The following is a 14546-nucleotide window of genomic DNA, read 5'->3' as shown; positions in this document are numbered from 1 at the left end:
GCACTGATGGAGACGGTGGGGCCGCCGATCCGGCGCGGAAGCCGGGAGGAACGCCGGGAGGCGACCGTGCGGGCGCTGGCCGCCGGGGACGAGGCTGGCTGTGCGTACTGCGGGCAGCCGCTGCCGCCCATCCCCCGGCAAGGCGGGCGGCCGACGCCGTACTGCCCGGCCGATCCGGAGCGGTACGGCCGGTGGGGCGCGAAGGTCGTCACGTGCGCGATGCTCGACGAACAGCGCGAGATCTGGGTGACCGTCTACGGCCCCGACCAGCCGATGACCCAGCTCGACACCCGAGCGCTCGACGAGAAGCTCGGGTCGGCACTGTCGGCGTTGGACCCGCTGCACGCGGAACTGTCGGCGCTGCGCACGCACGTCACCGACCAGACCGCGGCCGCCCTCAAAGCGCGGGAAGAGGCCGAAGCCGCCCGTGACGAGGCGTTGGAGCAGGCCCGGGTCGCGAACGGCGAGCGCGCACACGCGGTAGCGGCGGCGGAGGAAGCGCGAGCGGCCGAGGAAGCGGCCAGGAAACAGTCCGAAGTGGACCGGGAGGAGCGCGACGCTGCGCTCGCCAACGCTGCCACGGCAAGGAAAGCGCAGGAAGCGGCGCTGGCGGTCCGCGACGAAGCCGAGAACAACCGGCAGCGTGCGCTCGAGCAGGCGGCGGCCGCGCATGACCGGGTCACGGCGTTGCAGCGCGAGATCTCCGCGTTGCGTGCGACGGCGGTCGAGGATCTTGAACAGGCGCGCCGCACGGCCGCGGAGGCGCAGCAGGAACTGCGGGCTTCGCTGACCGCCGAGCACGAGAGCCGGATGTGGGAGCAGGAGCAGCGGTTGCGCGAGCAGGCGGCGGAGGCGGACGAGCGGGTCCGTGGTGTGCAGTCGGCGGCCGATCAGCGGGTCGCGGAGTCGGCTGCGCAGTTGAGCCAGGCGACCAAGATCTACGCCGAAACGCTGGCACCGCTGCACGCTGAACTGGGGGAACTGCGTGCTCGCGTGAGTGCGCAGCAGGCGGAAATCGACGAATTGCAGCGGCTCCGCGAGGCCGAGAAGGCGGAACAGGCGGAAGAGACCGAGCAGTCGGAGGACGGCGGCGCCTGACCGGGTTGTGGTTGAATACCTCCCGTCGCCGGGGTTGACCGGCTGACAGTCATCGCCCGCGGTGCCTTTCCTGGCCCGTGCAGGCGCGCTCCCGTCAGCACTTCAGCAATCCCCGGCCTCGTCAGGTCGTCCCCAGTCATGCCCGAGAAACGGAGCAGAACCATGCCCACCGAACGCATCACCAACGGCACCGAACGAGCACTGCTCGAGAACACGCTCGACCGCAACCGCGAAGCGCTGGTCGAGACCCTCCGCGGCCTGTCCGAAACCGACGCGCGGCGACGGCTCGTCGCGTCGCTGTCGACGCCGATTTCCGTGGTCAAGCACGCCGCCGCGGCGGAACGGATCTGGTTTCAGCGGTTCTGGGCCGGGCTCGCCGAGTCCGAATGCGACGGGTACTCGAAGCGCGACGTCGGCACCTTCACCGTGACCGACGACGAGACCGTGGCCGACGTGATCGCCGAATACGAACGCGCCAGCCAGCGGTCAAGGGAGATCGCTGCGCGCTTCGAACTCGACGACACCAAGGAGTTTCCCGGCGAGGGCACCGTCAGCATGCGCTGGACGCTGCTCGCGATGATCCAGGAGTTCGCCCGGCACGCGGGACACGGCGACATCCTGCGCGAGCAGATCGACCAGCCGCTCCCCTGACCTCGCCGGCTACCGGTGTTCGGCGAGGAACGGAAGGAGCGCGTCGGCCATCTCGTCGGGCACTTCCTCGGCGAGGTCGTGCCCGGCGTCGAAAACGAGGCCGGTGACGTCGTCCGCCATGATCCGCATCTGGGACTCGGCGCGTTCGCCGATGAACGCCGACCCGCCGAGCGCGAGGACGGGGATGTCCAGTTTCCGTTGCGCCGCTTGCCGATTCTGCTCGGCGTCGACGAGCATCGCCCGGTAGATCGCGAGCATCGCGCGGATGCCGCCGGGCATGGAGTAGCAGCGCACGTACTCCTCGATCGCGTCCGGGGTGGCGCTGTCGGGGCGGCTGCGCTCGAACTTGATCATGTAGGTGATCAGTTCGCGTTCGTGGCCGGCGATGAGCATCTCGGGGACGTCCGGCTGGAAGTAGAAGCCCAGATGCCACAGGTGCATGCCGCGGGCGACGTTCTCGGCGGTGAGCGCGGTGTGGTCCTCGAAGCCGAACCCGGGGAACAACGCCTCGGCGAATACCAGCGACGGCACGCGGTCGCGGTGCCGGGCGGCGAGCTGGTAGCCGATGACGGCTCCCCAATCCTCGCCGACCACGGCGTAGGTCTCGTGGCCGAGGGCGGCCATCAGCTCGGCGACGTCGTCGCTCATCGTCGCGGAGTCGTATCCGCCTGCGGGACGGGCGGAATCGCCGAGGCCGCGCAGATCCGGGACGACGACGGTGTACTGCGGCGTGAGCTTCGGGACGAGGTGCCGCCAGTGGTAACCGGTCTTCGGCACGCCGTGCAGCAGCACGACCGCGGGTCCGGACCCGGCGGTTCGGTAGTGGAGGCTCGTTCCGTTGACCGCGGCGCGGCCGGTGCGGACGGGAGTGCTGTCGTGGTCGAGCATCGTTCTCTTTCTTGATCGATCGTTCCAGATTGAGGACGTAAAACATCAGCCGAGGGCGACGAGGGCTACCTCCACGAGGGGTTCGAGGGCGCGGGCGTCCGGGGCGATCTTCGCGGTGACCAGCAGTCCGTTGAGGAACGTGACCAGAAAGGCGGCCAGCGTGGCCGGATCGTGCGGGGTCGTGATCTCGCCGCGCTCCGCCGCGACGCGCAGCACTTCGGCGATCGCGTCCTGACTCGCGTCCTGCATGTCCCGCACCGTGCGCCGGGTCGCGGCGTCCCCCGGCAGGCGCTCGCAGACAGCATTGACAGCCAGGCAACCGCGGCCGTCGTCGGACACGGCGATCCGGATCCGCTCGACCAGGAGCGTCCGGATCGCCGAGCGGGCGTCGGCCGCGGTTGCCTGGCTGTCCAACGCGGTTGCCGCGAGCGTGGCCCGGTAGTGCTCCAGCGCAGCCCGGTACAGGCCGTCCTTGTCGCCGAACGCGGCGTACAGCGAGCCCTGCCCGATGCCGAGGTGCTGGGTCAGATCGCGCACCGAGGTCGCCTCGTAGCCACGCGACCAGAACAGTTCCATCGCGCGGCTCACCGCGGCCTCGGTGTCGAACTCTCGGGTGCGGACCATGATCCGCACTCTACGCCTTTCTGGAACGCCCGATCAAGAAAGGGTTTTCCTCGGATTGGCCACGTCCGGAGCGCTACAGCCACCCGCTCGTCTCGGCGACCCGGACCGCCTCCGCGCGCGTGCGGGCCTGCGTCTTGCCGATGGCCGACGACAGGTGATTGCGCACCGTCCCCGCCGACAGGCCCAGCGCCAGCGCCATGTCCGCGACCGTTCCGCCTTCCGCCGCGGCGCGCAGGACGTCCGCCTCGCGGTCGGTGAGCGGACTCGCGCCGCTGGCCAGCGATTCGGCGGCGAGCGCCGGGTCCACGAACCGCAGTCCGGCGTGGACCCGGCGGATCGCGTTGATCAGCTGCTCCGGGCGCGAATCCTTCACCACGAACCCGGCCGCGCCCGCGGACATCGCGCGCGACAGGTAACCGGGGCGGCTGAAGGTGGTGCAGATCAGCACGCGGCAATCCGGCAGCGCGTGGCGCAGTTCGGCGGTCACGGCGAGGCCGTCGCGGCCGGGCATCTGGACGTCGACGAGCGCGATGTCCGGCGCGGTCCGCTGCGCGGCGGGCAGGACTTCGGGACCGGAGCCGACCTCGGCGACCACCTCGATGTCGGATTCCATCCGCAGCAGGGAAGCCAGTGCGCCGCGCACGAGCGCCTGGTCGTCGGCCAGCAGGACCCGGATCACGCCGCACCTCCGGTCGCCGGGCCGCGGGCCAGCACCCGGAAGCCGCCGTGCGGGCCGCGGCCGTGTTCGAGCGAGCCGGACACCGCGGCCATCCGCTCGGCGAGACCGGTCAGACCGTGTCCGGGGACGACCTCCGCTGGGACGGAGCCGTCGTCGGCGACCTCCAGCCAGTCCCGTCCGACGCGGACGGTGCAGCGCTGCGCGTCGGAGTGGCGGAGCACGTTTGTCACAGCTTCCCTTACTACGTAACCGAAAACGCCCTGCAGTTCGGGAGCGACGGCGTCGGCCGCGGCGGGCAGTTCAGCCTGGACGCCGGCGGCGCGCAACGCCATCCGGGCGCCGGCGACTTCGGTCGCGAACGACACCGTGCGGTAGTCGGACACGGTCGCGCGGACGTCGGAGAGGGCTTCCCGGCAGAGGTCGTCCAGGTCCCGGATCTCGGCGAGCGCTGCGTCGGTGTTGTCCGAAGTCTCCAGGATCCGCCGCGTCAGGCCGAGTTTCAGGGTCATCGTGGAGAGGCTGTGGCCGAGGACGTCGTGCAGGTCGCGGGCGACGCGCTGCCGCTCCTGGTCCACCGCCATCCGCCGGATCTGCTCGCGGGCGAGCCGGAGGTGGCCGATGGTGAACGTCAGCGCGTAGACGATGCCGAGGATCGCGGTGACGGCCACGAGCGTGAGGACCTGGCCCCAGGCGACCCGCCCGTCCCTGACCAGCATCCACGCGATCTGGGCGACGGCCGCTCCGGTGCCGAGAAGCAGGGAAAACCGCAGCGGCAGCAGCATGAGCCCGGTCGCGATGGCATAGGTGAGGCCGGTGAGGTACGCCGGGGAACCGAGGATCAGCGCGGGCGCGGTGCCGAGCGCGAACATCGCCGCGACCATCGCGATCCGCTGCCGCCGCAGCGCGAGCGGGCCGAACCACAGCACCAGCAGGTACGCGATGGCGTAGCAGCCGAGGAAGCCGAAAACGAGCCCGGTGCGCACCGGGCCGTACCGGCCGTCCGCGATCGCGACCACCCAGGTGGCCAGGAAGCCCATCATCAGGCCGTTGACCACCACGGACCGGAGGCGGCCGCGGTGCAGACCGGGCCCTCCGCTGTGCGCGTCCGTCCAGAAGCTCCAGTCCGGCCACTGGCTGGCCGAGAACCGGTCCGGATCGGGTTCGCGCATGTCGATCATGGTACGGCCGTCTCGCCGATGATCACCCATGACAAACGGCACGGGCGGTTCGGACGGGGCGATGCTGGAGTTTGGCTATGTTGCAGATAGCGAAGTCCGGCTTGACCAAGTACGAAATCACCAGCGACGGCCGCCTGCTCACCGTGATCGAGGGCCGGTCCGGAGGGGAGTTCCGGCTGGACGGCGCCAGCTACCGGATCCGCCGCCGGCTGCGCAGTTACCAGTTGCTGGCGGCCGACGGGTCGGTGCTCGCGAGCACTCACCGGCCGGGCACGCGCACCTGGAGCGTCGAGAGCGGCGGTGCGGAACTGCGTTTCCGGCGGACCGGCCGTCGTGACCACGTGCAGCTCGACGAGGCCGGGAACACCGTCGGCACTCTCACCGCGGGCACCGCTGACCTGTCCGGCGTCAAGCCTGAGCTGCAGGTGTTCGTGCTGGCGGCGCTGGCGATGCGATCGCGCCGCCGACGCGTCGTGGTCGTCGCGGGCAGTTGAGCGGCGACTACGCTGGACAGGTTCGCCCGCCTTCGCTGGAGAGACCTTGCCCGACCGCCGCACCCTGACCGCCGACTGCACGAGCTGTTTCGCCCTCTGCTGCGTCGCGCTCACCTTCACCAAATCCGCCGATTTCGCGATCGACAAGCGGGCCGGCGACCCGTGCCCGAACCTTCGGTCCGACTTCCGCTGCGGCATCCACGACCGGTTGCGCCCCAAGGGTTTCGCGGGCTGCACCGGGTACGACTGCTTCGGAGCCGGACAGCAGGTGTCGCAGGTGACCTTCGGCGGCCGGAGCTGGCGGGAGGCCCCGGAAACGCGCGAGCGGATGTTCGCCGCGCTCCCGGTGATGCGGCATCTGCACGAACTGCTCTGGTACCTCACTGAGGCGCGCTCGCTGGCGACGACCCGCGAAATCCACGCGGACCTGGACGCGGAGATCACCGAACTGGAGCAGATCACCTCCGAGGACCCGGACGCGGTGCTGGCCATCGACGTCGACGCCCGGCGCGCTCAGGTGAACCCGCTTCTGGTGCGCACCAGCGAACTGGTCCGCGCCGGTGCCGGGCGCAAGAAGGACCGGCGAGGCGCCGACCTGATCGGCGCGAAACTGGCCGGCGCGGACCTGCGCAGCACGAACCTGCGCGGTGCCTACCTGATCGCGGCCGACCTCCGAGGCGCCGACCTGCGCCGCGCTGACCTGATCGGTGCGGACCTGCGCGACGCCGACGTCCGCGGCGCCGACTTCACCGACAGCATTTTCCTTACGCAATCCCAGGTCAACGCTGCCCGCGGCGACGCCGAGACCAAGCTGCCGCCGCGGCTGGCCCGGCCCGACCACTGGTGAGTCAGCGCGGGCGGGTAGACCCGACGACGACCCCGCCGAGCCGCGCGATCCAGCTGCCGCACACACAACGCACGTAGTCGGCCCGGCTGCCCGCCGACGCGGGAACGACAGCGGACGAGGGCAGCTCGGCCAAGGGCCAGCCACAGCGGGGGCAACGGTTTTCTTCCATGTCCGCCATCGTGCGGTAATGGTTCAGTGCAGTTCAACCCTTACGGATTTCGCGGCGGTCGCGCGGCGAGGAGGGGATCGGGCGGAGATCGCGTCCGTCGCGGATTAGCCGTACGGGCATCCGGGTACGCAGCAGCATGGCGCACGCGAACGGAACGGACACCGCGGACCTCGTGCTCACTTTCGGGCACGACGAACTGATCATCCGCCGCCGGTACGAAACCTTGAGCATCGGCAACGACATCCTCATCGCCCTCTGGTTCGTCGCCGGAAGCATCCTGTTCTTCTACGAGTCCCTCGCCACCCTGGCCGCCTGGTTCTTCCTGATCGGCAGCATCGAACTGCTGATCCGCCCGGTGATCCGGCTGACCCGCGCGGTGCACCTCCGCCGCATCCGCCGCGACGGGGCCGTGGATTCCACGCCCGACTTCTGACCGGCTCGCCCCCCTGCTCCGCGGCCAGCGATCTCGGGCGGAGACCTGCTTGAGCAGTTGCTCAAATCTCGTCTATCCTCTGATTTGAGCAACTGCTCAAAAGCGGGTTGGCGGTCGTGCACACGACCGGAGTGGGGGTAGCAATGACGAGCGTCCGTCTCGATCCCGGCCGGGCACTTCGCCGCGATCGCTGGTACCAGGCGGTCACCCGGATGCTGGCGATAGCGCTGCTGCCGGTGGCATTCGTGATCACGCCGGGTCGGGCTCGGCGCACCGCCTGCCAGTGGGCGCTGGCGGTGCGTTTCCCCGCAGAGGACCTCACCGGCCTCACGCCCGCGACCCGTGCCGCGTTCATTGCGGCGCGCACGCAGGCGTTATGGCAAGACGGTGAGCTCATCGGGCTCACCTCGGGACATCGGGACGCCGGGGAGCAGGAGCGCTTGTTCGCCGAGGAAATCCGTCGGAGCGGGTCACCGGCGGCGGCCCGGTTGCGGGCGCTGCCGCCGGACGAGTCCCGGCACGTCGCGGGGACCGCCCTGGACGTGCGGCCGGTCGAGGGTTCGCGCTGGCTGGAGCGGTATGGCGCGCGCCATCACCTGTATCGGAGGTACGACAACGAATGGTGGCACTTCGAGTACTGGCCCGCCGGGCGTCCGGAGCGGCTGCCGCACCCGGGTGCCGTCGGTCACCGACTGTCGGGGCCTCTACGGTGAAGCCGTGGCCGACACCCGACAACGCCTGATCGACGGCACGATCGAGACGATCCGCACGCACGGCCTCAACGGCACCACGGCGCGGAGCATCGCGGCGACCGCCGGGGTCAACCAGGCGCTGGTCTTCTACCACTTCGGCACCGTCCACGACCTGCTGCAGGCCGCGTGCCTCGCCGCGACGCAGGCCAGGGTCGCACCGTTTGTCGAACGCCTCGACGAGGTCACCGATCTGCGGCAGCTTCTTGCGCTGGGCCGCTCCCTGCACGCCGACGAACGCGCCCAGGGCAACGTCACGGTGCTCGCCCAGATGCTCGCCGGCGCGCAGGCCGACCCCAAACTCGCCGAAGCGACCGCTACGGCCCTGCAGCTGTGGATCGCGCCGATCGAGAGTGCCCTGACCAGGTTGCTGGCCGACTCCCCGGTGGCCGAGGTCATCGACACGCCGGGCCTGGCACGCGCGGTGAGCGCCGGGTTCGTCGGACTGGAGCTCTACGAGGGCGTCGACCCGGAGGGGACCGAAGCGGCCCTGGACGCGCTCGACCGGCTGGCCGTGCTCATCGAGGTGGTCGACGACCTCGGGCCGATCGCCCTCCGCGCGCTGCGCGGCAAACTCCGCAGAACAACCAAAAAAGTGCGGTAGCCGGTTGGTCAACCGGCCTGGTTGACGGTGTCCGACAGTGTTTCCGCCATTCGTTCGGCGAGGCGCAGCGTCCGGCGGTCGTCGAACCGTCCTCCTTGGACGGTCAGTCCGACCGGAAGACCGGTCGCAGGGGTCGCGAGCGGGAAGGTGACCATGGGCGCTCCGAGCATCGCACCTGGCGTGGTGTTCCGGGTGTAGAGCTCGAAAGCGTCGACGCGGCTGCCCAGATGTTCCACGGTCCCGTCGCAGTCGACGGGCGGAGCCGGTGCGGGCGTGGTGGGAAACGCGAGCGCGTTGAGTGCGTGCCTGTGCAGCAATTCCGCGTAGCGCGCTCGCGCTTGCTCGGTTTGCCGCTGGGCGATCGCGTATTCGTCGGGCGACACCGGGGACGATGCCTCCGCTTCGAGGATCTGCCGGACGTCCGGACTGCGCACTCCCGCGACCAGCCGGGCGAACGCCTCCTCCGGGTTCATGCCCAGGGCGCGGGCGACGGCGTCTCCGAGCAGCCGACGCGCTTCCCAGCACACGATCGGCATCGCCGCCGCGTGGCTCAGCTCCCAGATCTCCTCGAGGTGCACCGGCACCAGCTCGACGACGTCCGCAAGCGCCGCCAAAGCCGCTTCGGTCGCCGCTCGCGTGCTGGGGTGCAGTTCGCGGAACATCTCAGCGGGCACCCCGATCCGGGGCCTCGGAAGGTCCTGGTCCGTCGTTTCGCCGAGCATCGCCCGGTCGATCTCGGCGAGGCGGCGCACCGAGCGCGCGAAGATCCCGGGGGCGTCCCGTGTCCACGACAGGCCGACGATGCCCGCAGTCGGCCAGCGTCCGGTGCTGGGCCGGAATCCGGCGACCCCGCACAGGCTGGCGGGAATCGAGATCGAGCCCCCGGTGTCCGTGCCCAGCGCGACCTCGGCATGACCGCGCGCGACGACCGCGGCGCTGCCGCCCGAGGATCCGCCAGCCAGATAGCCCGGACGATCCGGCAAGCCCACCGCGCCGTAGGAGGCGTTCTGCGACGTGATCCCGAAGGCGAGTTCGTGCATGTTCGCCATGCCCACGACCACCGCGCCGGAGCGGCGCAACAGCGCGACGACCGGGGCGTCGGCCTCCTCGGGTCCGAGGTCCAGCAGCTCGCATCCGGCGGACCGGCGCAGTCCGCGCACCGCGATGTTCGCTTTCACCGCGAGCGGATACGGCTTCCCGCCCGCCAGCGGCAACTGGGTCGCGATGTCTTCGGCAGTACAGGTTTGCGTCCACTCCCCCGGTTCCGGCCGTCCGACCGGCTCGAGGACAGCGGGGTGGGCAGTGACGCCCGCCGGTGAAAGCGGCATCCGGGGCTCCTTTGCAGCGAATGAGGCTTATCCGGGAGTCTCGGCATGCCGCGCGGTCTCCGCCATCGTCATTTCTGACGATGGCGGAGGTGGTGCGCCGCCAGAGCCGCGCGGTTGGCGGCTCCGGTCTTGGCGAACGCGTTGCTCAGGTGGGTCCGCAAAGTCGGCGGCGCGATCCCGAGGGCCGCGGCGATCTGCTTGTCGCTGTACCCGTCCGCGACCAGCTCCGCGACCTGGGCTTCGCGCCGGGACAACGGCTTCTGCCCGGCCGGGGCCTCCCTCGGCCAGGTTCGCGCGACCAGATCGCCGAAAGAGCGGAAAACCCGCGCCTCGTCCTCGGTGAACGCGCGGCCGCCGCGTCCCCGCCACAGCCGCAGGTCCACCGAACCGGGACCGGCTCCGGCCGCGAAGTAGTTCATGCCGTGGTACATCCCGCCGCGATGCAGGAAGTCCTGGACGAACTCGGTGGATACCCCGGCGGCCGGAGTGATCCGCGAAGCGCTCCCCCGCGCGAAAAGCTTCGGGGTCAGGTCGTCGACGTGCCGAAAATGCTTGTCGTATGCGCGAAGCGCGTCGTCGCCGAGGTCGAGCTGGACCGGGTCGGCGTAGGGGCCGGACGAATCGCAGACATAGGAGGCGAAGATGTCCGCCCGCAGCATGCGGCGCAGAACGTCGCCGAGCTGGAGGCGTTTTGCCTTCAGCGGTGAGTCAGAGAGGACGATGTCGATCGCTTCACACGTCAGTGCGTACTCCTGGGCCATACTGCCTCGCTTCGGTGCGAAGTAGCGAGCGCGGCGGTTCAGGTCCGTCGGCTCTCTGCTCGGACGAGAGTCTACGAGGCAACCCCTGAAGAGAGCAGACTGCAGCGGGCAGGCCCAAGAAATTTCAGCCCTCAGCGGTCCGGCGGCGGCGCGCCGCGGCGGTTTTGACGCGGTCCTGGCAGGCGGTCGAACAGAAGCGGCGGATGCGGTTGCGGGTGGTGTCGACGAGCAGCCGTCCGCAGCCAGGTGCCTCGCACGCGCCGATCCGGTGGGCGTGACCGTCGGCGAGGAACCGGGCGAGGGCTTCCGCGCAGATTGCCGACCACATGGGCACCAGGGACGTTTCGGCCGGGTGGTGGTGCAAGCGCCAGCGTCCTTCTTCCCGCGCCAGGTGCGGGTGGGCGGGGTACGCGGAGAGCAGCTTGTTGAGCCTGGTCGCGGCGCTGTCCTCGTCACCGGCGCGCAGGTTGTCGAGTACCGGTCGCAGCGCGTTGGCGAGTGCGGTGAATCCGGGGGCGTCGTCGGCCGTCACCTGGGCCGCTGACGGCGGGTCGACGGCGAGGATCTCGGCCAAGACGCTGTCGTCCGGGTGCAGGACTAGGCGGTTGACGAGGTCGATCGCGACCAGCAGCCCGGTGTCGGCGTAAGCGTCCAGGCGCACTTGCTTGCCTGCCTCCCTGTTCAGTAGCGTCACTGGCGTAAACAGCCTACGGCAGTGATGTACATCGGCGGAAGGAAGTCCCATGACTCGTACCTCGCCCGCACCGGTCCTGCGTGCGGCGGAGCCGTCCGACCTGCCGCGGATCGCCGCGATGTGGGAGGCCGCGTGGCTCGACGGGCACCGCGGCCGTGTCCCGGACGAGCTCATGGCGGTGCGCGATTCCCAGCACTTCACCAGCTTCGCGGCCGACCACCTGAGCACGACGCTGGTCGCCACCGACGGCGGGCTGGGTCTGCTGGGGCTGGTCATCGTCGGGGTCGGCGACGGCGAGGTGATCCAACTCGGAGTGGACCGGGCCGCGCGGGGCACGGGCGTCGGGTCCGCTCTCCTTGAGGCCGCCGAGCGCCTGATCGCGGAAACCCACCGGGAGGCGTGGCTGGCTGTCGTTCCTGCCAACGACACCGCCCGGCGGCTTTACGAGCGAGCGGGCTGGCGCGACGCCGGGCCGATGGTTCACCAAGCCCCGACCCGGCATGGCACCGTCGGCGTGCCGGTCCACCGCTATGTCAAAACCGTCCGTCCCAGCGCGGCGGACACTGCCGGTTGACGAGAACCGGACGGGCCAGTCGTGATCAGTACGGAGTTCCGCCGCCGTCCGCGTTCACCGCCTGGCCGCGGATCGCGAACGCGTTGTCCGACAGGAGGAACGAGATGACCCGGGCGACCTCGGTGAGGTCGAGGTGCCGTCCGGCCTGTTCGGTGATCATGGCGTCGAAGATGTCGCCCGCCGGTTCGTGGATGCGGTCGGAATAGGCGTCGGCCACCTGGCGGAGCATCGCGGTCGGCAGGCCGCCGGGGCACACGCAGTTGACGTTGATGTCCGCGTGGGCCAGCGCTGCCGACATCATCCTGGTTTCGTTGATCAGGGCGGCTTTGCTCGCGCTGTAGGCGAGTGATTGGGCGTGGCCGACCTTTCCCGCCTCGGAGGCGACGTTCACGATCGCGCCGGGACGGTTTTCCTCGATCAGGTGCTGTGCCACCAGCCGGGAGAGTTCGTAGGGGCCAACGACGTTGACCGCGAGCTGGTTTTCCCAGTCTGCTTGCGGAATCTGCAGCGGGTCGGAATGGCGGACGATGCCGGCGACGTTGGCGAGGCCGTCGATGCCCGAGAAGTGCGAGATGGCTTCGGCTGCCGCGTCCGCGATGCTCTCGGGCGAGCTCAGATCGACGACGAACGGGGCCGCTTGCCCGCCGAGTTCGCGGGCCGCGGCGGAGACGGCGTCGCCTCGGACGTCCATCATCGCGACGCGGGCGCCTTCCGCGAGCAGCAGTTCCGCGGTCGCTCGGCCCAGGCCGCCGGCCGCGCCGGTGACGATGAAGCGCTTGCCCGCGTGGACGGGGAACACCTCCGGGTGCCGGACCGGCAGGGTCCGGGTCGCCGTGGTCTTGATGTGCATGATGCATTTCTCCTTGCTGGGCAGTCGGATTCGCCTATTCGGCGGGAGCGCGCCGCTGCAGCCCGTTGAAGATCAGGTTGAGGGCCACCGCCACGACTGCGGTCACGACGATTCCGCTTTGCAGCACCATTTGCAGGCCCTGCGGGAAGGCGTTGAAGATCTCCGGGTAGGAGGTGGGGACGAAACCGGCTCCGAGGCTTATCGCGACGACGATGAGGTTGCGGTCGTTGTGCAGGTCGGCCTTTCCCAGGGTCTGGATGCCGACCGTGGCGATGATGCCGAACAGCGTCATGAGGGCGGCGCCGACCGCGGGAGCCGGCAACGCCGCGGCCACGGCGGCCACCTTCGGCAGGCAGCTGAGCACGACCATCAGAACGCCGGCGGCGGCCACGACCCAGCGGCTTTTCACGTTGCTGGCCCGCACCAGGCCGATGTTGCCGTTGAACGTGGTCGGCGGGACCGAACCCACGATCCCGCCCAGTACGGCGGCGACGCCTTCGGCGAGGATCCCGCGGCGGACTTCCTTGTCGGTGGGGCCCCGTCCGAGGATCTCGCCGACCGCGAAGTAGCTGGACGTGCATTCCACGCCCACGATCAGGACGGCGACGGTCATCGCCAGGACGGCGCTGAGATTGAACGTCGGCAGTCCGAAGTGGAACGGCACCACGAACGAGAACCAGCTCGCGTCGGCGACTCCGCTGAAGTCGGCGACCCCGACGGCGGCGCCCACCGCTCCCCCGGCGACCAGGCCGACGAGAATGGCGATGCTCTTCAGCAGGCCTTTGCCGAACCGGTAGATGAGGAGAACGGTCACGACGGTCGTCGCGGCGACCGCAAGATTGGCCGCGCTCCCGAACGACTTCGTGCCCGGCTCGCCGCCGCCGATCAGCTTGACGGTGATCGGCAGCAACGAGAGCCCGACCATCGCGATCACCGATCCGGTGACCACTGGCGGAAACACCCGGAGCAGCGCCCCGTACAGCGGCGAGGCGGCGGCGAGCACGAGCCCGGCGACGATGGACGCGCCGAAGACGGCCAGCAGTCCACCAATGCCGCCGCCGTTGGCGTTGCCGATGGCGATCGCCGGGCCGATCACCACGGCCGAACCGCCGAGCACCAGCGGTTTCCTGATCCCGATCCGCCAGACACCGACCGTCTGGACGATCGTGGCGATGCCGCCGGCGAGGACCGTGGCGGCGAGGAACACCACCGTCTCCGCTTGGGGAAGGTGGATGCCGGCCGCGATGATGACCGGCAGCACGAGAACCGTCGCGTAGAAGGTCAGCAGGTGCTGGACGCTGTAGAGCGCGAACCGACCGAACCTCGGCACCTCGTCGACGGCCGCGTCGGCGTCGGCGGGGGCGGTGTTCGGGGCGGTTCTGGGCCGATCGACCATGATCGTCTCCCTCGGAACGGGGCGGGCTGGGCGTGGATCACGCCGTGCGTCCCCCACGCACGAGCGGCGGCCGGGAGGTCAGGCTTGCCCGGCTGAACGGATCATTCGGCGGGGCGCGCTTCCCGGACCCAGGTCGGGGTGATCCCGGCCGGGACCTCCTCGTAGTCGGGCAGGGACCGGAAGTTGCGCTCTTCCCCGCCCGGGCTGTAGGTCACGATCAGCCGCAGGGCCCGCCATCCGGTGTTGAAGGTCGAATGGTCCGCGCCGCGCGGCACGAACACCGCGTCGCCGGTTTTGATCGGGAACGGGTCGCTGTCGCCGACGGTCTGCACTCCCTCGCCCTCGATGACGTAGATGACTTCCTGGGCGTTGGGGTGGTTGTGGATCGCGTGCCCGCGTCCGGGGTAGACGATCACTTCGCCGACGGTGGTTTCGGCGCCCTCGATCGTGGACGGGTTCACCAGCCACTTGAGGGTTCCCCAGTCGAGGACCATCGTCGGCGTCTTTTCCGGTTCGACATGCATGCGGT

Annotated in this window: 19 protein-coding genes; 8 read left to right on the top strand and 11 right to left on the bottom strand. The window is 70.1% G+C overall.

The features are described 5' to 3' along the window. The first annotated feature begins 6 nt into the window (after nucleotides 1-6). Nucleotides 7-1098, top strand: coding sequence for a hypothetical protein (locus PUT80_RS02105; RefSeq protein WP_275290898.1), 1092 nt, complete (start codon nucleotides 7-9; stop codon nucleotides 1096-1098). Nucleotides 1099-1260: 162 nt separating this feature from the next. Continuing rightward, the gene (locus PUT80_RS02100; protein WP_134661361.1) at nucleotides 1261-1749 is read left to right on the top strand and encodes a DinB family protein; all 489 of its coding nucleotides are present in this window, start codon (nucleotides 1261-1263) and stop codon (nucleotides 1747-1749) included. Nucleotides 1750-1758: 9 nt separating this feature from the next. Here the strand turns inward: PUT80_RS02100 and PUT80_RS02095 are convergent, their stop codons facing one another. The 4 genes from PUT80_RS02095 to PUT80_RS02080 form a co-directional block, all read right to left on the bottom strand. After that, nucleotides 1759-2637: an alpha/beta fold hydrolase gene (locus PUT80_RS02095; RefSeq protein ID WP_134661362.1), complete on the bottom strand. Its 879-nt coding sequence runs from the start codon at nucleotides 2635-2637 to the stop codon at nucleotides 1759-1761. Between the two features lie 45 nt (nucleotides 2638-2682). After that, a complete protein-coding gene (locus PUT80_RS02090) occupies nucleotides 2683-3261 on the bottom strand; it encodes a TetR/AcrR family transcriptional regulator (RefSeq protein ID WP_275290897.1) in 579 nt (192 codons plus the stop codon). Between the two features lie 73 nt (nucleotides 3262-3334). Further along, complete coding sequence (locus tag PUT80_RS02085) at nucleotides 3335-3940, bottom strand: response regulator transcription factor (protein WP_275290896.1); 606 nt, start codon at nucleotides 3938-3940, stop codon at nucleotides 3335-3337. Further along, entirely contained in the window at nucleotides 3937-5109 is a 1173-nt protein-coding gene (locus PUT80_RS02080; RefSeq protein WP_275290895.1) for a histidine kinase, read from the bottom strand. Before PUT80_RS02080 ends, PUT80_RS02085 begins: the two co-directional genes overlap by 4 nt. Before the next feature lie 86 nt (nucleotides 5110-5195). On the opposite strand from PUT80_RS02080, the gene PUT80_RS02075 reads away from it, so the two are divergent. Continuing rightward, nucleotides 5196-5612 (top strand): hypothetical protein, encoded by a 417-nt coding sequence (locus PUT80_RS02075; protein WP_275290894.1) that lies wholly within the window; start codon nucleotides 5196-5198, stop codon nucleotides 5610-5612. Between the two features lie 46 nt (nucleotides 5613-5658). Then, nucleotides 5659-6459: a pentapeptide repeat-containing protein gene (locus PUT80_RS02070; RefSeq protein WP_275290893.1), complete on the top strand. Its 801-nt coding sequence runs from the start codon at nucleotides 5659-5661 to the stop codon at nucleotides 6457-6459. A gap of 1 nt (nucleotide 6460) precedes the next feature. Here PUT80_RS02070 and PUT80_RS02065 read toward each other — a convergent pair whose 3' ends face one another. Further along, nucleotides 6461-6628, bottom strand: a complete 168-nt coding sequence (locus PUT80_RS02065; protein WP_167754071.1) for a hypothetical protein — start codon at nucleotides 6626-6628, stop codon at nucleotides 6461-6463. A 136-nt stretch (nucleotides 6629-6764) separates the two neighbouring features. Here PUT80_RS02065 and PUT80_RS02060 point away from each other — a divergent pair, with 136 nt between their 5' ends. The 3 genes from PUT80_RS02060 to PUT80_RS02050 all read left to right on the top strand — a co-directional run bounded on the left by PUT80_RS02060 (nucleotide 6765) and on the right by PUT80_RS02050 (nucleotide 8414). Further along, nucleotides 6765-7061, top strand: a complete 297-nt coding sequence (locus PUT80_RS02060) for a YrhK family protein (protein WP_275290892.1) — start codon at nucleotides 6765-6767, stop codon at nucleotides 7059-7061. 143 nt (nucleotides 7062-7204) lie between these two features. Beyond that, nucleotides 7205-7774, top strand: coding sequence for a D-alanyl-D-alanine carboxypeptidase family protein (locus PUT80_RS02055; RefSeq protein WP_275290891.1), 570 nt, complete (start codon nucleotides 7205-7207; stop codon nucleotides 7772-7774). Nucleotides 7775-7778: 4 nt separating this feature from the next. Beyond that, nucleotides 7779-8414 carry a TetR/AcrR family transcriptional regulator gene (locus PUT80_RS02050; RefSeq protein ID WP_275290890.1) on the top strand — a complete coding sequence of 212 codons (636 nt, stop codon included), beginning with the start codon at nucleotides 7779-7781 and terminating at the stop codon, nucleotides 8412-8414. A gap of 8 nt (nucleotides 8415-8422) precedes the next feature. On the opposite strand, the gene PUT80_RS02045 is transcribed toward PUT80_RS02050, so the two are convergent. The 3 genes from PUT80_RS02045 to PUT80_RS02035 all read right to left on the bottom strand — a co-directional run bounded on the left by PUT80_RS02045 (nucleotide 8423) and on the right by PUT80_RS02035 (nucleotide 11164). Continuing rightward, the gene (locus PUT80_RS02045; RefSeq protein ID WP_275290889.1) at nucleotides 8423-9742 is read right to left on the bottom strand and encodes an amidase family protein; all 1320 of its coding nucleotides are present in this window, start codon (nucleotides 9740-9742) and stop codon (nucleotides 8423-8425) included. 68 nt (nucleotides 9743-9810) lie between these two features. Next, entirely contained in the window at nucleotides 9811-10503 is a 693-nt protein-coding gene (locus PUT80_RS02040) for a helix-turn-helix transcriptional regulator (protein WP_275290888.1), read from the bottom strand. Between the two features lie 124 nt (nucleotides 10504-10627). Then, nucleotides 10628-11164 carry a CGNR zinc finger domain-containing protein gene (locus tag PUT80_RS02035; protein ID WP_275290887.1) on the bottom strand — a complete coding sequence of 179 codons (537 nt, stop codon included), beginning with the start codon at nucleotides 11162-11164 and terminating at the stop codon, nucleotides 10628-10630. 82 nt (nucleotides 11165-11246) lie between these two features. Here PUT80_RS02035 and PUT80_RS02030 point away from each other — a divergent pair, with 82 nt between their 5' ends. Continuing rightward, nucleotides 11247-11771, top strand: coding sequence for a GNAT family N-acetyltransferase (locus PUT80_RS02030; protein ID WP_275290886.1), 525 nt, complete (start codon nucleotides 11247-11249; stop codon nucleotides 11769-11771). Nucleotides 11772-11796: 25 nt separating this feature from the next. Here PUT80_RS02030 and PUT80_RS02025 read toward each other — a convergent pair whose 3' ends face one another. From PUT80_RS02025 to PUT80_RS02015, 3 genes are all read right to left on the bottom strand, one after another. Beyond that, nucleotides 11797-12621, bottom strand: a complete 825-nt coding sequence (locus PUT80_RS02025; RefSeq protein WP_275290885.1) for an SDR family oxidoreductase — start codon at nucleotides 12619-12621, stop codon at nucleotides 11797-11799. A 34-nt stretch (nucleotides 12622-12655) separates the two neighbouring features. Then, nucleotides 12656-14017: a solute carrier family 23 protein gene (locus PUT80_RS02020; RefSeq protein WP_275290884.1), complete on the bottom strand. Its 1362-nt coding sequence runs from the start codon at nucleotides 14015-14017 to the stop codon at nucleotides 12656-12658. A 101-nt stretch (nucleotides 14018-14118) separates the two neighbouring features. Then, a complete protein-coding gene (locus PUT80_RS02015) occupies nucleotides 14119-14541 on the bottom strand; it encodes a cupin domain-containing protein (protein ID WP_043838738.1) in 423 nt (140 codons plus the stop codon). Between the last annotated feature and the right edge of the window lie 5 nt (nucleotides 14542-14546).

The sequence above is a fragment of the Amycolatopsis sp. La24 genome (assembly GCF_029087445.1).
In the GTDB taxonomy this organism is placed as follows: Bacteria; Actinomycetota; Actinomycetes; order Mycobacteriales; family Pseudonocardiaceae; genus Amycolatopsis; species Amycolatopsis nivea.
This window is presented reverse-complemented; position numbering and strand designations above follow the sequence as displayed.

What these genes read in the sequence shown, in the direction of transcription:
- PUT80_RS02045 (WP_275290889.1), bottom strand. Translation starts at nt 9,742, where the DNA reads ATGCCGCTTTCACCGGCGGGCGTCACTGCCCACCCCGCTGTCCTCGAG.
- PUT80_RS02065 (WP_167754071.1), bottom strand. Translation starts at nt 6,628, where the DNA reads ATGGAAGAAAACCGTTGCCCCCGCTGTGGCTGGCCCTTGGCCGAGCTG.
- PUT80_RS02040 (WP_275290888.1), bottom strand. Translation starts at nt 10,503, where the DNA reads ATGGCCCAGGAGTACGCACTGACGTGTGAAGCGATCGACATCGTCCTC.
- PUT80_RS02020 (WP_275290884.1), bottom strand. Translation starts at nt 14,017, where the DNA reads ATGGTCGATCGGCCCAGAACCGCCCCGAACACCGCCCCCGCCGACGCC.
- PUT80_RS02090 (WP_275290897.1), bottom strand. Translation starts at nt 3,261, where the DNA reads ATGGTCCGCACCCGAGAGTTCGACACCGAGGCCGCGGTGAGCCGCGCG.
- PUT80_RS02075 (WP_275290894.1), top strand. Translation starts at nt 5,196, where the DNA reads ATGTTGCAGATAGCGAAGTCCGGCTTGACCAAGTACGAAATCACCAGC.
- PUT80_RS02025 (WP_275290885.1), bottom strand. Translation starts at nt 12,621, where the DNA reads ATGCACATCAAGACCACGGCGACCCGGACCCTGCCGGTCCGGCACCCG.
- PUT80_RS02060 (WP_275290892.1), top strand. Translation starts at nt 6,765, where the DNA reads ATGGCGCACGCGAACGGAACGGACACCGCGGACCTCGTGCTCACTTTC.
- PUT80_RS02015 (WP_043838738.1), bottom strand. Translation starts at nt 14,541, where the DNA reads ATGCATGTCGAACCGGAAAAGACGCCGACGATGGTCCTCGACTGGGGA.
- PUT80_RS02030 (WP_275290886.1), top strand. Translation starts at nt 11,247, where the DNA reads ATGACTCGTACCTCGCCCGCACCGGTCCTGCGTGCGGCGGAGCCGTCC.
- PUT80_RS02095 (WP_134661362.1), bottom strand. Translation starts at nt 2,637, where the DNA reads ATGCTCGACCACGACAGCACTCCCGTCCGCACCGGCCGCGCCGCGGTC.
- PUT80_RS02080 (WP_275290895.1), bottom strand. Translation starts at nt 5,109, where the DNA reads ATGCGCGAACCCGATCCGGACCGGTTCTCGGCCAGCCAGTGGCCGGAC.
- PUT80_RS02105 (WP_275290898.1), top strand. Translation starts at nt 7, where the DNA reads ATGGAGACGGTGGGGCCGCCGATCCGGCGCGGAAGCCGGGAGGAACGC.
- PUT80_RS02100 (WP_134661361.1), top strand. Translation starts at nt 1,261, where the DNA reads ATGCCCACCGAACGCATCACCAACGGCACCGAACGAGCACTGCTCGAG.
- PUT80_RS02055 (WP_275290891.1), top strand. Translation starts at nt 7,205, where the DNA reads ATGACGAGCGTCCGTCTCGATCCCGGCCGGGCACTTCGCCGCGATCGC.